This is a genomic window from Herbaspirillum sp. UBA812 (assembly GCF_002296545.1).
Taxonomy (GTDB): domain Bacteria; phylum Pseudomonadota; class Gammaproteobacteria; order Burkholderiales; family Burkholderiaceae_D; genus Herbaspirillum; species Herbaspirillum huttiense.
In genome coordinates this window covers 1-18264 of the sequence record NZ_DBIC01000250.1, presented here as the reverse complement: position 1 = coordinate 18264, position 18264 = coordinate 1, and the positions used below count along the sequence as shown (strand labels likewise).

At 62.6% G+C, this 18264-nt stretch carries 15 protein-coding genes and 1 pseudogene; 5 read left to right on the top strand and 11 right to left on the bottom strand.

The window, feature by feature from the left end:
* Positions 1–68 precede the first annotated feature (68 nt).
* Together glgA and B3873_RS16435 are read right to left on the bottom strand one after the other, a co-directional pair.
* The gene (gene glgA, locus B3873_RS16440; RefSeq protein ID WP_039787103.1) at positions 69–1670 is read right to left on the bottom strand and encodes a glycogen synthase GlgA; all 1602 of its coding nucleotides are present in this window, start codon (positions 1668–1670) and stop codon (positions 69–71) included.
* Between the two features lie 564 nt (positions 1671–2234).
* Positions 2235–2462: a dodecin gene (locus B3873_RS16435; RefSeq protein ID WP_039787106.1), complete on the bottom strand. Its 228-nt coding sequence runs from the start codon at positions 2460–2462 to the stop codon at positions 2235–2237.
* A gap of 409 nt (positions 2463–2871) precedes the next feature.
* On the opposite strand from B3873_RS16435, the gene B3873_RS16430 reads away from it, so the two are divergent.
* Entirely contained in the window at positions 2872–3054 is a 183-nt protein-coding gene (locus B3873_RS16430; protein WP_034330630.1) for a hypothetical protein, read from the top strand.
* Between the two features lie 140 nt (positions 3055–3194).
* On the opposite strand, the gene norR is transcribed toward B3873_RS16430, so the two are convergent.
* Positions 3195–4772: a nitric oxide reductase transcriptional regulator NorR gene (gene norR, locus B3873_RS16425; protein ID WP_286867349.1), complete on the bottom strand. Its 1578-nt coding sequence runs from the start codon at positions 4770–4772 to the stop codon at positions 3195–3197.
* 172 nt (positions 4773–4944) lie between these two features.
* Between norR and hmpA the strand changes: the two genes are divergently transcribed.
* Together hmpA and B3873_RS16415 are read left to right on the top strand one after the other, a co-directional pair.
* Positions 4945–6138 carry an NO-inducible flavohemoprotein gene (gene hmpA / locus B3873_RS16420; RefSeq protein WP_286867348.1) on the top strand — a complete coding sequence of 398 codons (1194 nt, stop codon included), beginning with the start codon at positions 4945–4947 and terminating at the stop codon, positions 6136–6138.
* A 215-nt stretch (positions 6139–6353) separates the two neighbouring features.
* Positions 6354–6710: a hypothetical protein gene (locus B3873_RS16415; RefSeq protein WP_039787111.1), complete on the top strand. Its 357-nt coding sequence runs from the start codon at positions 6354–6356 to the stop codon at positions 6708–6710.
* On the opposite strand, the gene B3873_RS16410 is transcribed toward B3873_RS16415, so the two are convergent.
* Positions 6711–7709: a 2-hydroxyacid dehydrogenase gene (locus tag B3873_RS16410; protein WP_286867345.1), complete on the bottom strand. Its 999-nt coding sequence runs from the start codon at positions 7707–7709 to the stop codon at positions 6711–6713.
* 341 nt (positions 7710–8050) lie between these two features.
* On the opposite strand from B3873_RS16410, the gene B3873_RS16405 reads away from it, so the two are divergent.
* Entirely contained in the window at positions 8051–9337 is a 1287-nt protein-coding gene (locus tag B3873_RS16405; protein ID WP_209535731.1) for an MFS transporter, read from the top strand.
* Between the two features lie 88 nt (positions 9338–9425).
* Here B3873_RS16405 and B3873_RS16400 read toward each other — a convergent pair.
* The 3 genes and pseudogenes from B3873_RS16400 to B3873_RS16390 form a co-directional block, all read right to left on the bottom strand.
* A pseudogene (locus B3873_RS16400) lies at positions 9426–9825 on the bottom strand (type II toxin-antitoxin system MqsA family antitoxin).
* A gap of 89 nt (positions 9826–9914) precedes the next feature.
* A complete protein-coding gene (locus B3873_RS16395) occupies positions 9915–10409 on the bottom strand; it encodes a GNAT family N-acetyltransferase (RefSeq protein ID WP_286867343.1) in 495 nt (164 codons plus the stop codon).
* A complete protein-coding gene (locus B3873_RS16390) occupies positions 10406–10690 on the bottom strand; it encodes a DUF1778 domain-containing protein (protein WP_209582272.1) in 285 nt (94 codons plus the stop codon). The genes B3873_RS16395 and B3873_RS16390 overlap by 4 nt, the downstream gene beginning before the upstream one ends.
* Before the next feature lie 366 nt (positions 10691–11056).
* On the opposite strand from B3873_RS16390, the gene B3873_RS16385 reads away from it, so the two are divergent.
* A complete protein-coding gene (locus tag B3873_RS16385) occupies positions 11057–13285 on the top strand; it encodes an NADP-dependent isocitrate dehydrogenase (RefSeq protein WP_039787117.1) in 2229 nt (742 codons plus the stop codon).
* A gap of 267 nt (positions 13286–13552) precedes the next feature.
* Here B3873_RS16385 and eutC read toward each other — a convergent pair whose 3' ends face one another.
* From eutC to eat, 4 genes are all read right to left on the bottom strand, one after another.
* Positions 13553–14425 (bottom strand): ethanolamine ammonia-lyase subunit EutC, encoded by an 873-nt coding sequence (gene eutC, locus B3873_RS16380; RefSeq protein WP_286867339.1) that lies wholly within the window; start codon positions 14423–14425, stop codon positions 13553–13555.
* Positions 14422–15828, bottom strand: a complete 1407-nt coding sequence (locus B3873_RS16375; protein WP_286867337.1) for an ethanolamine ammonia-lyase subunit EutB — start codon at positions 15826–15828, stop codon at positions 14422–14424. Before B3873_RS16375 ends, eutC begins: the two co-directional genes overlap by 4 nt.
* Positions 15829–15896: 68 nt before the next feature.
* Positions 15897–17219: an HAD family hydrolase gene (locus tag B3873_RS16370; RefSeq protein ID WP_286867335.1), complete on the bottom strand. Its 1323-nt coding sequence runs from the start codon at positions 17217–17219 to the stop codon at positions 15897–15899.
* 55 nt (positions 17220–17274) lie between these two features.
* Positions 17275–18264 (bottom strand): ethanolamine permease (gene eat, locus B3873_RS16365; protein WP_286867333.1); only part of this gene is annotated, 990 nt, incomplete at its 5' end.

The window sequence follows — 18264 nt, the reverse complement described above, 5'->3', positions numbered from 1 at the left end:
CCGGGTAAGGATCAAAACAGAATCACAAGGGGCGCAACGCTGGAGCAATCGCCCCGGCGCCTCGTCGCTCAGGCAGCCGCCACGGCCGCGGGTACGCCGACCACGCCGGCCAGTGCCGCAGCGATGGCGGCCGCCGGACTGACCATGCGCTCCGGATGGGCATGCGCCTGGATAGCGGGACGTTCCACCGACAACGGGCGCGGTGCGAACAACGGGCGCACCGCCATGTCGGCCACGTGCGCATAGGCGTCGATATAGGCGCGGGTCGGGCCGGCCCAATCACAGTCGATGCTCATGGCATTGCGCTGCACGCTCTGCCAGCGCTCGGTGTCGTTGTACAGTGCGAAGGCACGCGCCACGGCGTGCTGCATGTCGGCGGCGCTCTCGCCTTCGAACAGGACGCCGGTGGCGCGCTGTGGATCGCGGTCGGCATCGCACACGGTGTCGACCAGGCCACCGACGCGCGAGCCGATGGGGATGGCACCGTAGCGCATGGCATACAGGGGAGTAAGGCCGAAAGGTTCGAAGCGGGTCGGGTGCAGCAACATGTCGCTGCCCGCATGCAGGGCGTGCGCGCGGCGCTCGTCATAGCCGATGTGGACCGCGATGCGGCCGCGATAACGCTCGGCCAGATCGAGGAAGGCGGCTTCGTAGTCGTGATCACCACAACCCAGGATCACCACCTGCAGGCGCGGATGGCGCTCCATGATGCCGGGCAGCGCTTCGATGACGACATCGGCCATCTTCTGGTGCGAGATGCGCGAGCCCAGGCCCATGACGGGGGCGAAGGGATCCACTGGCAAACCGAAGAGCTTTTGCAGGTCGCGCTTGCAGGCAGCCTTGCCCTTCATGTTGCCGATGCTGAAGTTGCGGGCGATGAGCGGATCATCCGCCGGATTCCACAGTTCAGCATCGATGGCATTGGGAATGGCGCGCAGATCCAGCTTGCGGAAGGAAAGAATGCCGTCCATGCCGCAGCCGAAGCGCGGGGTCATGATCTCTTCCGCGTAGTTCTTGCTGACGGTGGAGACGCAATCGGAGAAGCGAATGCCGGCCTTGAGGAAGGACAACTTGCCCCAGTATTCGACGCCATCGCCGGTCAGCAGATGCTGGGGAATACCGATCTGCTCGGCCGACTCCAGCGCGAAATTGCCCTGGAAAGCCAGATTGTGAATGGTCAGCATGGTACCGATGTGATCCAGCCCGCGCAGCTTCAACAGGCAGGGAATCAGGCCGGCGTGCCAGTCGTTGGCGTGCACCACGTGCGGCACCGGCAGGCTGGTTTCACCAGCGCAGATGGCCACAGCGGCGTGCGACAGATCGGCGAAGCACAGCGCGTTGTCGCTGAACTCGACGCCGTCGGTATCGACGTAAGGATTGGCTCCGCGCTGGCGGAAACGCGCCGTATCCAGCAGCAGCGCCGGCACGTCGGTACCGGGGATGGTGCCGCGCAGAATCCGGCCGGCACCGCCGGGCAGGCCGTGCTTCAGGCCGATCTGCACCGTGTCGCCGAGATTGCGGACCGCCTCCGGATAGGCGGGCATGAGGATGCTGGCATCGATGCCGACTTTGCGCAGCGATACGGCCAGCGCGGTAATCACGTCGGCCAGGCCACCGGTCTTGACGAGCGGTACGGCCTCTGAGCTGACTAACAGAACTCGAGCTTGCAAGATGGACCCCTAATGTGTGAAAGCACCTGAGATGGAAAGCACCCTTGGCTCGTCGCATCGCATAGGTCTTCGTCCTGGCCGTGGCTTGATCCGGGGGCCGGGGCGAAAACACGTCCTTGTTGTTGTGTTGGACTGGACAGTCTTTTGAGCGCCGATGATTACGTTATACGGATCGGCAGATCCGCTCACTATCGGACAGCGGCCTGAGATGGCGTAGGATGAATCCTACTGTTGCAGCGCGGCGAAAATGCCCACGCCTCAATGCCTCGACGATCACCATAAAGCAACAAGCCGGCATCGCACAGCCGGCTTGCGCTCTTCAATCACGGAAGAGCTCGCCACGCTGCACTGCCAGATGAGCTACTTGATGGCTAAATGATTTACGGGAAAAAGCGGCTCGAGGTGCCGTCATTGAAACGCCCTGGATCAAGGGTTCAGGGCGCCGGGTGCGAAGAGCCTTCAGCTTAGCGAGCCGATGCCGCAGGCGCAAATTGAACATCGCTATCCGGTGGCGATGCGCATTGCCTGCCTGTATCCCTCATCCATGGCATCGGCCTTGATCGCTCAGGATTCGACGCGGAAACCGATCTTCAAGCCCACCTGGAAATGGCCGATGCTGCCATTTTCCACATGGCCCCGGCATTGCGTGACCTCGAACCAGTCTACGTTCTTGACGGTCTTGGCCACGTCGGCAATGGCGTTGCGGATCGCTTCATCCGTGCCGTTGGGCGAGCTGCCGACGACTTCGATGATCTTGTAAGTGTTGGAATTGTCTTGCTTGCGTTCGGTCATGGGAACTCCTTCCTGATGGGGATGGGCTCATCGGACGATGAGGCGAACCCATAGGCTAGCCGGCCCACTGGGCGGATGGCATCGGCCAACGCCAGCAGCTTGCGTAGGACAGCAGGCGGAAAAGCCATCCCGCGTACGACAGACGACCGATCAGATCAGCTCGTTTTTGCTCCGCAGCAAATTTGCCCGGAGCCGCCCTGCCATTGCCGGAACACAAGGATTGCCGGTCTTCAACAGTGCGTGTCTTCCTACAAAAATTTAAGCAGCTCAATACCTGTTGCAGCGCAACCAAACCGGCTAATATTGCATCATCTGGCTTGCTAAAACGTTCATATAACGTATAGCTGCCCTGCCCGCCAAGATCCGTTCCGGCGGGCCTGCACGAGATTTTCATCCCTTGGAGATCATCATGTCGCAACTCAACCCCGGCGTTACCGTCACTGCACCCGCAGGCGCACCCGTGAAGGTCATCAGCGCACCGCCCGAAGACCTGCAACACGTCAACGACGATGCCGCTGCCGCCCGCAACCTGACGGCCATCCGCATTCGCGGCCAGCTGGCAGAACTGGATGTGGAGCGTCAAGACGCCTGAGGCTGTTCCCCGCTCTGGCTTTTTGACACAAGGCTTCACACCGCCACGGCCGGAATCATGATGGGCAGCCTGCCCTGACGGATTCCGGCCGTTTTCTCTTCTTTTTCTTCATATCGACCGTAAACCACCCTCCCCTCGGCTCAACGCAGTCCGAGACGCCTGGCCAGCCGGTTCAGGTTGGCCCGGTCCACTCCCAGCTCCCGCGCCGTCGCGGCCAGGTTGCCGCCATGGCGTTCGAGACAATCACTGACCAGCTTGCGCTCGAAGCGCTCGACAGCTGCGCGCAGGCCTTCGCCCGGCTGCGCGGGTTCGGCTTGTGCGTTGGCCGCAGTGTCAGGCGAGGCAAGCGGGCGGGCGGAATGTCCCAGCTCCAGCGCCGCCGCATCCAGCGTCAGGATGGCGGATCGTTTTGGCTGCGATGCCAGGGCGCGCAGGGCGCTGCGCCCGATCAGGTGTTCCAGTTCGCGGATGTTGCCGGGCCAGGGGTAGTCCAGCAGTGCGCGCTGGGCATCGGCTGCCAGGCGCAGACTGGACAAGCCCAGGCGCCCCCGGTTCTGCTCCAGGAAATAGCCGGCCAGCAGCAGCACATCGCGCCCGCGCTCGCGCAGCGGTGGCACGCGGATCGGGAACACCGACAAGCGGTGATAGAAATCCGCGCGGAAATGGCCGCGCTTCACTTCCTCGGCCAGGTCCCGGTTGGTGGCAGCGATCAGGCGCACGTCCACGCGGTGCTCGCGGTCTGAACCGACCCGTTGCAACTGCCCGCTCTGCAGCACCCGCAACATCTTGGCCTGCACCGCCAGCGGCAGCTCCCCGACTTCATCCAGAAACAGCGTGCCGCCATCGGCCATCTCGAACTTGCCGCGACGGTCTGCGACGGCTCCCGAGAAAGCCCCGCGCACGTGGCCGAACAATTCACTCTCGACCAGCGTATCGGGCAAGGCTGCGCAGTTCAGGCTGATCATGGGCTTGTGCGCACGGGGCGAGGCTGCGTGCAGGGCGTGGGCCACCAGTTCCTTGCCGGTGCCGGTTTCGCCGGTGACCAGCACCGTCATGTCGCTGGGGGCGGCCATGCGGATCTCGTCCAGCAGCTGTTGCTGCGCCGGACTCTGGCCGATCAGTTCGCGCTTGCCCTGGCTCTCCTCCAGCCCCAGCCGGTAGGCTTCGGCACGCTGGCGCGCCCGTTCACCGGCGGCGGCCAGGTCGTCGATGCGTTCGGCCACGTGGACGGTGGCAGCCGCCAGCGCCGCAAAAGCCTGCAGCGAGGCCATGTCGACGCCGTCGAAACGCCCTGCACCCAACGCATCCAGCGTGACCAAGCCCCATGGACGGCCATTGACCGAGAGCGCACAGCCCATGCAATCGTGCACTTCCAGCGCGCCGGAATGGGCGTCATTCAAGCCGTCGACCAGACCGTCGTAGGGATCAGGCAGGCTTGAATCGGCAGGAAAGCGTGTCGGCCCGAGATTGGCCAGCAGCACGCCGAAGCGCGGATGGTCGGCGATGCGGAAACGGCGGCCCAAGGTATCGCTGGAAAGTCCGTCGATGGCCAGCGGCACCAGCAGCTCGCCCTCCAGTCGCAGCAAGGCTGCAGCATCGCAGGGGAACAGCGTGCGCAAGGTCTGCAGCAGGCGGCGGTAGCGCTCACGGTCATCAATCTGACGTGACAGGTCGGCTACCAGCGGGAGCAAGGCGTCGAGCAGGACTTTTGAGGTCATATTGACTCCCAAAGGAAGAATGATTGGTCATTATGACACAGGTCATAAATACACCAACCGCTCGCAAGTTCCTGATTTTATTGGCATTCGAAAGTGGCACACCTTTTGTAATAGGAAGAGGGTCCCGGACATTCCGGCACTTCCACCACCGCCTCCAACAGAAAGGTCCAGCATGCTTACCGATGCCCAACTCGCCATCGTCAAATCCACCGTCCCCCTGCTCGAATCGGGCGGCGAGGCGCTGACCACGCACTTCTACAAGATGCTCATGCGCGACTACCCACAGGTTCATCCCCTCTTCAATCGCGCCCACCAGGCCAGCGGCGACCAGCCGCGTGCGCTGGCCAATGGCGTGCTGATGTACGCGCGGCATATCGATCGCCTGGAAGAAATGGGCCCGCTGGCCGCGCAGATCATCAACAAGCACGTCGCCGTGCAGGTGCAGCCCGAGCACTACCCGATGGTCGGCGACTGCCTGCTGCGTGCCATCCGTGAAGTGCTGGGCGCGGAGATCGCCACCGATGCCGTCATCGATGCCTGGGCTGCCGCCTATGGCCAGCTGGCCGATATCCTCATCGGCGCCGAACGCCAGCAATATGACGCCAAGGCCGCCGCGCCAGGCGGCTGGCGCGGTGCGCGCAATTTCGTGGTCACGCGCAAGGTGGCCGAGAGCGAGGAGATCACCTCCTTCTACTTTATGCCCGAGGATGGCGGCGCGCTGCTGGACTTTGAGCCGGGCCAGTACATCGGCCTGCGCATGGTGGTGGACGGGCTGGAACAGCGCCGCCAGTATTCGCTGTCGGCCCCGCTGCGCCAGCAGGGGCAGCCGCTGCAATACCGCATCAGCGTCAAGCGTGAAGCCGAGGGCAAGGTCTCGCGCCATCTGCACGACGAGATCCATGTGGGCGCGGTGGTGGAACTGTTCCCGCCGGCCGGCGACTTCACGCTCACGGCCAGTGACAAGCCGCTTGTGCTCATCAGCGGCGGCGTTGGCATTACGCCGATGATGACCATGCTGGCAGCGGCGCTGCCGACCGGTCGCCCGGTGCATTTCATCCATGCGGCGCGCCATGGCGGCGTGCATGCTTTCCGCCGTCAGGTGGAAGAACTGGCGGCGCAACACCCGCAACTGCGGGCGCATTTCTGCTATGAACGGGCACGCGCAGGCGATCCGGCCCCCTACGCCACCGGCTTCATCGATGCGGCTCTGCTGCAGCAATGGCTACCGCAAACGCGGGACGTGGACGCCTACTTCGTCGGCCCCAAGCCGTTCATGAAAGCCATCAAGCGTGCGCTGGGCGCGCTGGGTGTACCGGCGGCTCAGAGCCGATATGAATTCTTCGGTCCGGCTGCGGCGCTGGAGTGATCCTGTCTGGCCGAAAGGCGCGCTGAAGGGGCGATGGCGGGCGATCCGCCACCGTCCTTTTGTTCCGTCTGAGCGCCATGCTGCAGCAGCGTGAAGCTCTTTGCAAAATTTACCTGCCTCGCGCTGGCAATCCCTGAAAGATTGATCTTCGACAAGTTTTCCGCGCTGCAGCAAATGCTATCCTGAGGACTCCCCTCCTCCTCCGAAAGACCGCCATGAGCGAAAAGCTGAGCGCCGAGCGCCACACTCCCGATGAACTGACTCAGGAACTGGAAGCACTGGACCTGGAGATCGTCCGCTGCGCCGTGATCTGCCAGGTACGCCTGTTCGATCCGGGCGTACTGAACCAGGTCATGGACAACAACGAGCAGGTCTGCGGCCAGGCCCATCCGACTGCTTTCCAGAGTCTGCGCGGACTGCTCTACCTGCATTTCGACATGCATCGGCAGCTGGCGCAGACCTATGGCGCGGACGATGCCGAACACATCATCCAGCGCGTGCATGAACACCTGCGCCCGCGCATCGGCGAGCAGCTGGGCTCGCTGTTCGACACCGGCCGCCATGCGAGCTGATCAGGCCACCAGACGCTCGCCCAGTTGCTTGCCCGCGGCGAAATCATTCAGGTTGGCGATGGTGGTCTGCATGATCTGGCCGATGGCTTCCTCGGTGAAGAAGGCCTGGTGGCCGGTGACGATCACATTGGGAAAAGACACCAGGCGCTGGATCACGTCGTCGGTGATGATGGTCGAGGACAGGTCCTGGAAGAACAGGCTGGCCTCCTGTTCATAGACATCGATGGCCAGGCCGCGCAGTTGGCCGCTCTTCAAGGCGGCAATCGCGGCTTCGGTATCGACCAGCCCGCCGCGGCTGGTGTTGACCAGGATGCAGCCGGGCTTGGCGAGGGCCAAGGTCTCGGCATTGACCAGATAGCGCGTGGCTTCGGTGAGCGGACAATGCAGCGAAATCACGTCACTGGCGGCGAATAGCTCTTCGCGGCGCACGTAGCGTCCGCCCAGGGCCTCGAAGTCCGGATTGTGATGCACGTCGCTGCCCAGCACGGTGCAGCCGAATCCGGCCATGATGCGGGCGAACAGCGCGCCGATCTTGCCGGTACCGATCACGCCCACGGTCTTGCCGTGCAGGTCGAAGCCCATCAATCCTTCCAGTTCGAAATTGCCTTCGCGCGTGCGCATGCTGGCGCGCGCGATTTTTCGGTTCACCGCCAGCAGCAGGCCCACGGCGAACTCGGCCACCGAGTAAGGTGAATAATCGGCCACGCGCGCCACCGTGATACCCAACCGCCGCGCGGCTTGCGTATCGATGTGATTGAAGCCGGTGGAGCGTGTGGTGACGAAACGCACTCCGAGCATGGCCAGTCGTTCCAGCACGGCCGCACTCAGGTCGTCATTGACGAAGGCCGCCACGGCCTGGCAGCCGCTGGCCAGTTGTGCCGTATCGAGATCGAGACGGTCTTGCAGGAACACCAGTTCATGCGCAGCGCCGGACGCGGCATTGGCGCGCGTGAGCAGGGTCTGGTCGTAGCGGCGGGCGCTGAAGACGGCGGTTTTCATAGGAACCTTTCATGGATGAGCAGTGCGGCGTGAAGTCATGCGCAATGCCGCATTGCACCATAATTCACTTCGGATCGCCTTGATACACCGCAGCTTGTCGTGCGAACAGCTTTTTGCGATGGAAATGCGCGCTGAAGCTTTCATCCAGCTATCGAAAAAACCGATATTTGCTTGCGCAGCGCCGCAAGTGGGTCCCATGGATCACTTTCGGGCATAGAATCGGCGGCGCAATAGCTGTCCCCACAAAAAAAGATCCTGACACAAGCTGCCGCATGGCAGTACGAGACAGGCGCAAGACCGGAATCAACACGGTCCGCCCAACAGATAACGAGGCACATATCATGACGACATCCACTTCTTCGCAATCGAAGTTTTCCACCGTGCTGCGCGTGACCAGCGGCAACTTCATGGAAATGTTCGATTTCTTCCTGTTCGGTTTCTACGCAACCCACATCTCGAAGGCCTTCTTCCCCAGCGACAACGAGTTCGCCTCGCTGATGCTGACCTTCATGACCTTCGGTGCCGGCTTCCTGATGCGCCCGCTGGGTGCCATCATCCTGGGTGCCTACGTCGACCGCGTCGGCCGCCGCCAGGGCCTGATCGTGACCCTGGCGCTGATGGCCCTGGGCACGATGCTCATCGCCTTCGTGCCCTCCTACGCCACCATCGGCGTGCTGGCCCCGGTGCTGGTGCTGGTCGGCCGCCTGCTGCAAGGCTTCTCGGCCGGTGTGGAACTGGGCGGCGTGTCGGTCTACCTGGCCGAAATGGCCACGCCCGGCAACAAGGGTTTCTATGTGAGCTGGCAGTCGGCCAGCCAGCAGGTGGCCATCATCGTGGCGGCCGCCATCGGCTACATGCTCTCGACGACGCTCACTCCGGCCCAGGTCGGTGACTGGGGCTGGCGCGTGCCGTTCTTCATCGGCTGCCTGATCGTGCCGGTGCTGTTCGTGATCCGCCGCTCGCTGCAGGAAACCGAAGAGTTCATGCGCCGCAAGCATCGTCCGAGCACCGGCCAGATCTTCCGTTCCATGATCGAGAACTGGAAGCTGGTCATTGCCGGCATGATGCTGGTGTCGATGACCACCGTGTCGTTCTACCTGATCACGGTGTACACCCCGACCTTCGGCAAGAACGTGCTGAAGCTCTCCACCGAGGCCAGCCTGATCGTGACCTTGTGCGTGGGCCTGTCCAACTTCATCTGGCTGCCCATCATGGGCGCGCTGTCGGACCGCATCGGCCGTCGCCCGATCCTGGTGACCTTCACCGTCCTGACCATCCTGACCGCCTACCCGGCCGTGAACTGGCTGGTGCATGACGCCAGCTTCGCCAAGATGCTGATGGTGGAACTGTGGCTGTCCTTCCTGTACGCCAGCTACAACGGCGCGATGGTGGTGGCCCTGACGGAAGTGATGCCGGCCGAGGTGCGCACCGTAGGCTTCTCGCTGGCCTACAGCCTGGCTACCGCCGTCTTCGGCGGCTTCACGCCGGCCATTGCAACTGGCCTGATCGAAATGACCCACGACAAGGCAGCACCTGGCCTCTGGATGAGCACGGCTGCAGTGTGCGGGCTGATCGCCACACTGATCCTGTATCGCAACAAGGCGGCACGGCAGGCAGTGACGGCCTGAGACAGGTTCTTGTACTAGCTATTGGGATGGGCCGCAGAAATGCGGCCCTTTTTAGTTTGGTCAGCGTCCGTGATCGAACCCGAGATTCTCAGGTAGTCCTGATTTCTTCAAGCAGACCGGGATGGCGATCCAGCAGCCTGAAGAGCTTCACCAGTGAAAGCGGCGGCTTGGCCTTCCCGTTTTCGTAGCGGGAAAAGGCATTGACGCCGCCGCCGAACAACTCGGCGGCCTCACGCTGGTCCAGATCAAGCTTGCGTCTGACCCGGGTTCAAGGCCGGGTCGACATAGGTGGCGTTGACCGTGCGCTGGAATTTGCCGATTTGCTCGCCGTAGCGGTCGCCGTGTTCACGATCAAGCACGGCATCGTCGCAAGCCGGGCAGAAATCTGCCGTCACTGCTTCAATGATGGTGCTCTGCCCTTTGTAGGTATAGGGCAGATTGCGCGTGTCGCGGACCAGTTCAGCTGCCCCGCAGCAAGGACATTTCATTTCATAGCTCCTTTAAGGAAACGACAAGTACATCATCTACCCCGCTCAGCTTGAGATACACCTGTGCCCTGCTGGAAAATGCCGCTCGCTTATTGCACTGACGCAAGAGGCAAGAACAGCGTAAGCGGTGCATCCTGGAGGGAGATAAAACCGTGATAGCGATAAAAGGTTGACGCTTGCGGGTCCTTGGCATCAACCACGAGGACCGCGCCCGGTATCTCCGCCGCGACGGCCCGGCGCAATGCATTGACCAGCAAAGCGCCACCGAGGCCCCGGCCCTTGAATTCCCGGTCGACCGCAAGACGTCCGACACGGATGGCGGGAATGGCACCATAGCGCGGCAGCTTGCGGCGCATCTCATCGGACAGGCCCGCCAACGGCATGCTGGCGCTGGCCAGCGTGTAATAGCCGGCCACCCGCTGTTCGTCGTCCACTGCGACAAAGCAGGCAGCCACGCGGCGCCGGATATCCTGTGTCACCAGTTCGCGCAAATAGCGGTTCAAGGCAGGCGTGCCGCAGTCAAAGCGGCTAAGGTCGTGAAGGGCGGGATCGAGCGCCGTCACGAGCAACGGCGGGCGCGTCATTCTTCGCTGCGCAGCAGCTTGTCATGGCGCGCCATGGCGCGCTGCAGTGCTGCCGAAGGTGGTGGGGGAGCCAGAAGCGCCTCGGCAAAGCGCTGTTGGTCCTGCAAGGACAAACGGATGACTTCGGCCTGCTCGACCGCCTTCTGCGCCGCTTCCTGGACGGCAGCGATGACAAAGTCGGTCAAGGTGCGTCCTTCAATCTCGGCGGCACGTTTGAGCAATTGCTGAAGCTCCGGGCTGATCCGGGCTTCCAGTCGAGCAGTGGCGACAGCTGGCGTCATGCGTTTTCCCATGAAATGAATTGTACGGCATTTTGCCGGACACGAACAAAAAGTGTGTCCACGACAATAGCAGAGTCATGCCAAGGGATTGAGAACGGGGCAGCAATCCTTCGAAAAGCAAAAATTTCTTCAAGTCTTATATAAGAGTTGAAGCATTTCGCCCCGCTTAGGAGTAAACTACCGCTGTTTTTTGCCGCGGCCTTCTGGCAGCAGTACGCCAGCCATGCCGCCCCGGGAGACGAATTTCCGCGCAGCACAGCCGACAAGGAGGTGGCGCCAGCCCAGGCCGACAGAGCCAGGGCGGTCCATCCGGCGCTGCGGGGATCGCACCAAAGCACATCAACACACCAACGCAAGGACATCATCGTGACTACTGGCAACCCGACCATCATCTATACGCTGACCGACGAGGCACCCTATCTGGCGACCCACTCGCTCTTGCCCATCGTCAAGAAGTTCACCGCCGCGGCCGGCATCGACGTCGTCGAAAGCGATATCTCGGTGGCTGCGCGTATCCTGGCTGAATTCCCGGAGTACCTCACCGATGAACAGAAAGTCCCCGACAACCTGGCCGCACTGGGCGCCCTGACCCAGAGCCCCGACGCCAACATCATCAAGCTGCCCAACATCAGCGCCTCGATCCTGCAGCTGCAAGCGGCCATCCGCGAACTGCAAGCACGCGGCTACAAGCTGCCCGACTATCCGGAAAACCCGAGCACCGAAGAAGAAAAGGCCCTGCAGAAGCGCTACGCCAAGGTCACCGGCAGCGCCGTGAACCCGGTCCTGCGCGAAGGCAACTCCGACCGCCGCGCACCCAACGCCGTCAAGAACTACGCCCGCAAGCACCCGCACTCGATGGCCAAGTGGTCCATGGCCTCGCGTACCCACGTGGCGCACATGCACGGCGGCGACTTCTACGCCGGCGAAAAGAGCCTGACCCTGGACAAGGCCGTGGACGTCAAGATGGATCTGGTCACCAAGTCCGGCGAAACCATCGTCCTGAAGCCGAAGATCTCGCTGCAAGCCGGTGAAATCATCGACAGCATGTTCATGAGCAAGCAGGCACTCTGTGCCTACTACGAAGAACAGATGCAGGATGCCTTCGACACCGACCTGCTGCTGTCGGTGCACGTCAAGGCCACCATGATGAAGGTCTCGCACCCGATCGTCTTCGGTCACGCCGTGCGTACCTACTACAAGGACACCTTCACCAAGCACGCCAAGCTGTTCGCCGAGATCGGCGTGAACCCCAACAACGGCATGTCCGGCGTCTACGAAAAGATCAACACCCTGCCCGAAGACAAGAAGGCCGAAGTGCTGGCCGACCTGAAGGCCGATGAAGCCAAGCGTCCGCGCCTGGCCATGGTGGACTCCGCCAAGGGCATCACCAACCTGCACGCGCCCAACGACGTGATCGTCGACGCCTCCATGCCGGCCATGATCCGCGCTGGCGGCAAGATGTGGAACGCCGCTGGCAAGACCGAAGACACCAAGGCCCTGCTGCCGGAATCGACCTTCGCCCGCATCTATCAGGAAATCATCAACTTCTGCAAGACCAACGGCGCCTTCGACCCGACCACCATGGGCACCGTGCCCAACGTCGGCCTGATGGCCCAGAAGGCAGAAGAATACGGTTCGCACGACAAGACCTTCGAAATCGCCCAAGCCGGCGTGGCGCGCATCGTCACCCTGGATGGCCAGGTGCTGCTGGAGCAGAACGTGGAAGAAGGCGACATCTGGCGCATGTGCCAGGTCAAGGACGCCGCCGTGCGTGACTGGGTCAAGCTGGCCGTGACCCGTGCCCGCCTGTCCGGCATGCCGGCCGTGTTCTGGCTGGACCCGTACCGTCCGCACGAAGCCGAACTGATCAAGAAGGTCAACACCTACCTGAAGGATCACGACCTGACCGGTGCCGACATCCAGATCATGTCGCAAGTGCGCGCCATGCGTTACACCCTGGAACGCGTCATCCGCGGCCTGGACACCATCTCGGTGACCGGCAACATCCTGCGCGACTACCTGACCGACCTGTTCCCCATCATGGAACTGGGCACCTCGGCCAAGATGCTGTCGATCGTCCCGCTGATGGCCGGTGGCGGCATGTTCGAAACCGGTGCCGGCGGCTCGGCCCCCAAGCACGTGCAACAGCTGGTCGGTGAAAACCACCTGCGCTGGGATTCGCTGGGTGAATTCCTGGCCCTGGCCGTCTCCATCGAAGACGTGGGCATCAAGACCGGCAACGCCCGCGCCAAGATCCTGGCCAAGACCCTGGACGCTGCCACCGGCAAGCTGCTGGACAACAACAAGTCGCCTTCGCCCAAGACCGGTGAGCTGGACAACCGTGGCAGCCACTTCTACCTGGCCATGTACTGGGCCCAGGAACTGGCCGCACAGAAGGACGACGCCGAACTGGCCAAGCAATTCGCCCCGCTGGCCAAGGCACTGTCCGACAACGAGCAGAAGATCGTCGAAGAACTGAACTCGGTGCAGGGCAAGGAAGTCGACATCGGCGGCTACTACCTGCCGGATCGTGAGAAGACCTTCGCCGTGATGCGTCCGAGCGCCACGCTGAACCAGGCGCTGGAATCGGTGTAAAGCGTCGATGCTTCAGGGAGGGTGGATGCATCGCCCTCCCCGCGCAAAAAAAGGAAAGGCCGCGAATGAAAGTTCGCGGCCTTTTCGTTTTATAGGCATCAGGTCGATGAGGCCTGCCGATGTACTCTCTACCGTTCGGACTGAGTAGCCGCACGCGTGCGGCGTATCGAAGGCGCAAGGACGGCGCGCCTTCGATACGCGGCATGGCCGCTACTCAGGACGAACGGTGAGTGGGGCATCAGCGGGCTGCAATGCGCGATCTCTTCATCAAGCGTCACCGAGCAAAAAGTTGCGCCGCACATCCAGTTCCTCACCCTCGCTGGCCGTCTCATCCTTCAAGGCCACGCCGGACAGGGCACGCTGGTGCGCCTGCGCCATCAGGTAATGCAGCTTGTAGGCGGCTTCCGGATAGGGCAAACCTTCCGGCCGCACATTGGAGATGCAATTGCGGCTGGCGTCGGTGAGTCCGCGCGAGGGCATCCAGGTCAGATAGAGACCCATGCTGTCCGGCGAACTCAGCCCCGGACGTTCGCCGATCAGGATCACCACCAGCTTCACACCCAGCAACTCCCCGATTTCATCGGCCACCGCCACCCGTCCCTGCTGCACGATCACGGGCGGTGCCATCGACCATCCTTCCGGCGCAATACGCTGCATCACCTCCGCCAGGAAAGGCGCGGCATTACGCACGATGGCCAGCGCCGACAAGCCATCGGCGATCACGAAGCCCACATCGAAGCGCCGTTGCGGCGCGGTGCCGAAACGCTCAAGCAATTGCTGGCGCGATGCTTCCGACAGCCTGCGCCCGAAGTCCGGCCGCTGCAGGTAGACCAGCCGGTCTGCTGCCGCGCTTTGCACATCGATCACTTCTTCGGCTGCGCAGAGACCTTGCTGCTGCAATTGATCCTTGAGCGCAGCCACATCCAACGGCAGGTGCACGGCATCGCGCGCCTGCGCGTGCGCCAGCTGAAAAGCCAGTTGCGGCGCGGTCGGCAGGCTTACGCCACTGCGTCCCAGGGCGATGCGCGCAGCAGTAAAGCGGCGCAATGCCTCCCACGGATTGGCCGTGACGTTTTCTGCACCGGGGCTGACGTTTTCTGCACCTTGCGGTGAAATGGCTTCTTTGTCGTCCATGGTCATTGAAGGCGCAACAAGGTCTCGCGAAAACCGGGGGGCATGTCGGCATGCAGGCGGAATGCCTGCTCCTGGCCACCCGCATTGAAGATCTGCATCCTGTGCAGCCACGCCTCGAACTCCGGCGCCGGCCGCGAACCCAGTACCCGCCGCGCATACAGCGCATCGTGGAAGGAAGTGGTCTGGTAATTCAACATGATGTCATCCGAACCGGGGATGCCCATGACGAAGGTACAGCCCGCCACGCCCAGCAAGGTCAGCAGCACATCCATGTCGTTCTGGTCCGCTTCGGCATGGTTGGTGTAGCAGACGTCGCAACCCATGGGCAGGCCCAGCAGCTTGGCGCAGAAATGGTCTTCCAGTCCGGCGCGGATGATCTGCTTGCCGTCATACAGGTATTCCGGCCCGATGAAGCCCACCACCGTATTGACCAGCAGCGGCTTGAAGGCACGGGCCACCGCGTACGCGCGTGCCTCGCAGGTCTGCTGGTCGATGCCGTGATGCGCATTGGCCGACAGCGCACTGCCCTGCCCGGTTTCAAAATACATCACGTTGTCGCCCACCGTGCCGCGCTTGAGCGACAGCGCAGCCTCACGCGCCTCGCCCAGGATGGCCAGGTCGATGCCGAAGCCGCGATTGGCCGCCTCGGTCCCTGCAATCGACTGGAATACCAGATCCACCGGCGCACCGCGCTCGATGGCGGCAATCGTGTTGGTGACGTGGGTGAGCACGCAGGATTGCGTAGGGATCTCGTAACGCGCGATCACATCGGCCATCATGCCGACCAGCTTGACCACCTGCGGTACGTTGTCGGTAGCGGGATTGATGCCGATGACCGCATCGCCGTTGCCATACATCAGGCCATCGAGCATGCTGGCGGCGATGCCGCTGGCGTCATCCGTGGGGTGATTGGGCTGCAGGCGGGTGGACAGGCGCCCGGGCAAGCCGATGGTATTGCGAAAGGCGGTGACCACGCGGCACTTCTTGGCCACCAGGATCAGGTCCTGGTTGCGCATGATCTTGGAGACGGCCGCCGCCATCTCCGGCGTCACACCGGGTGCCACGGCGGCCAGCACCGTGCTGTCGGTGTCATCGGCCAGCAGCCAGTTGCGGAAATCGCCGACCGTGAGGTGCGCGATCGGCGCAAAGGCGCCACGGTCGTGACTGTCGAGGATCAACCGGGTCACTTCATCCTCTTCGTAAGGGATCAGCGGCTCGTCGAGAAAAGTCTTCAGCGGCAGGTTCGCCAGCGCCATCTGCGCAATGGCGCGCTCCTCGGCGCTGCCCGCCGCCACACCGGCCAGCAGATCGCCGGACCGCGCCGGGCTGGCCTTGGCCATCACTTCCTTGAGATCACGAAACACGTAGCTGGCGCTACCCACACTGTGCCGGAAACGGTGTTCGGCCATGATGATGCTCCTCCTTGGTCACCGCTGCCCGCTCAGGCAGCGGTGCGTCATGCCCCGCTGCTGTCCGATCAGCTGGTCAGCAGTTGCGGTGCGGTCTTGCCGTATTTGATGCTGGTTTCGGCCGGCAGCCAGTTGCCGGTCGACTCCTGGCGTCCCTGCAGCATGAAACGCGGCTTGGCGGCACTGATCTGGTCCGCCGCGAGTTTGGACAGCTCACCGATCTTGCCGTTCTTCATGCGATTGACGATGAGGCCATAACGGGTCTCGGGGAAGTCGCGCAGCATATCGTAATCGCCATCGCTGTCGCCCGCCACGAACAGCGGACCATACCCCTTTTGCGCCACCAGCACCTGCTTGATGGCGACCGTCTTGCCCGGCCCCCAGGTCAGCGGCCACTCCTTCAGATAGGCATTGCGGAAGCTCTGCCCGTTGCGCTCCAGGCGCAGGCCGATGACGTTCTCACGGGTAACGTGGTAGCCATACTTGGGGTGCGTCGCAAACACGGCCACCACATCTTCCAGCGAGGCGGTGCAGACATAGACGTCGATGCCATTGCGGCGCAGGGTGTCCATCAAGGTGGCGATTTCGGTGCACAGGCGGATGCCATGGAAGTGCGACACGCTCACCACGCCCGCCTTGCCCGCGCGGTCTGCCGGGCTGGTGTACTTGACCTTGGTCAGCGCCGCGCCCAGCGCAGCATCGTTGGAGGCCTCAGCCAGCGCACTCACTTCAGCCACGCTCATGTTGGCGAAGAAATAAATCACCCACGGATAACCGACGGCTACGCCATGGGTATCGTTGACGGCTTCATAGAGGTAGTAGAGCTTGGTACGGAAGTCCTGGAACTCCGGCGTGGCGGAGATTTCTTCCAGGCTCTTGCTGCCGGCCATGCCCTTGTAATTGGCGTACAGGAACGCGTAATCCGCATCGAGGTCAGCGCAGATGGCTTCCAGATCCACGATGTTGCCTGCCGCATTCTTGAAGTCCTTGCTGAACGGACCCGGTGGCACATTCTGACGGGTGATGGCCGCGAACTCGTTTGGTGTCAGCTTGAAGGACAAGGTATTGATCTGGTACATCAGCAGCGCTTCTTCGCAGTCATTCATGATGCTGGTGTTGTCCCAGTCGAACACGGCATAGGGCCGCTTGCCGCTCTGGTAGCCCGGTGCCAGCTTGCCATGCTCGGCGATCATCTGCGCCACCATCTCGTGATTGCGGGCCGCCCATTTGGCACGGTCCAGCGCGACTTCAGCGCGGGCGGCCGCCTGGCCGGGCGTGGCGATGGTGGCCAGTGCGCCACCGGCCGCAGCCGCCAGCAGGCCGCCCAGGAAGCCACGACGCTTGAGGGCGGGTGCAGCGATGTCGGTCGTCGGTTTGTGATTGTTGTTCATGATCGCCCAGTCGAATTATCGGTTTGGAGTTATCGGTATAAAAGTTTTATATCGTTCAGAATTCTGCAACCGCCGCCGCCCCTTCGGCACGCTGGCGTGCCGTCGCCAGGAACCAGGCATAGCCCAGTGCCAGCAAAGCGATGAAGATGCCGAAGATCAGCGGGTTGTAATAGATCATGGTGGCCATGCACACCAGCGCACCGAAGAGCGCGAAGGCTGGGAAGTACGGATACAGCGGTGCGCGGAAAGGCCGCTCCAGGCCTGCCTCGGCGCGGCGCAGACGGAACAGCGAGAGCATCGACAGGATGTACATCAGGATGGCGCCGAACACCGACATGGTGACGATGTTGGCCGTGAGCGTCTGGCCGCCGATCTTGATGAGTTCATCGCTGTAGATGGCGGCGATCCCCACCACCCCGCCGGCCAGGATGGCGCGGTGCGGCGTCTTGAAACGCGGATGGACGCGGGCGAAATACGCCGGCAGGTAGCCCTCGCGGGCCAGCGCAAAGATCTGGCGCGAGTAGCCCAGGATGATGCCGTGGAAGGAGGCCACCAACCCGAACAGGCCCAGCCATACCAGCATGTGCAGCCAGTTGCTGTTGTCGCCGACGATCAGCTTCATGGCCTGCGGCAGCGGGTCGTTGATATTGGCCAGCTTGGTCCAGTCGCCTGCGCCGCCAGCAAAGAGCATCACCCCAATGGCCAGCACCACCAGCGTGAGGATGCCGGTGATGTAGGCGATGGGAATGGAACGCTTGGGGTCCTTGGCCTCTTCAGCCGCCATGGCCACGCCTTCGATGGCCAGGAAGAACCAGATCGCAAACGGGATCGCCGCGAACATGCCCGGCACGGCCGCCATGCTGAAGCCATCACTGCCGGACCAGCCGCCCTTGGTGAAATTGGCCAGCGAGAAGCCCGGTGCCACCACGCCCATGAAGACCAGCAGCTCGAAGATCGCCAGCAACGTGACAAACAATTCGAACGTTGCCGCGATCTGCACCCCGACGATGTTGAGCGTCATGAACACGAGATACGCCCCCAGTGC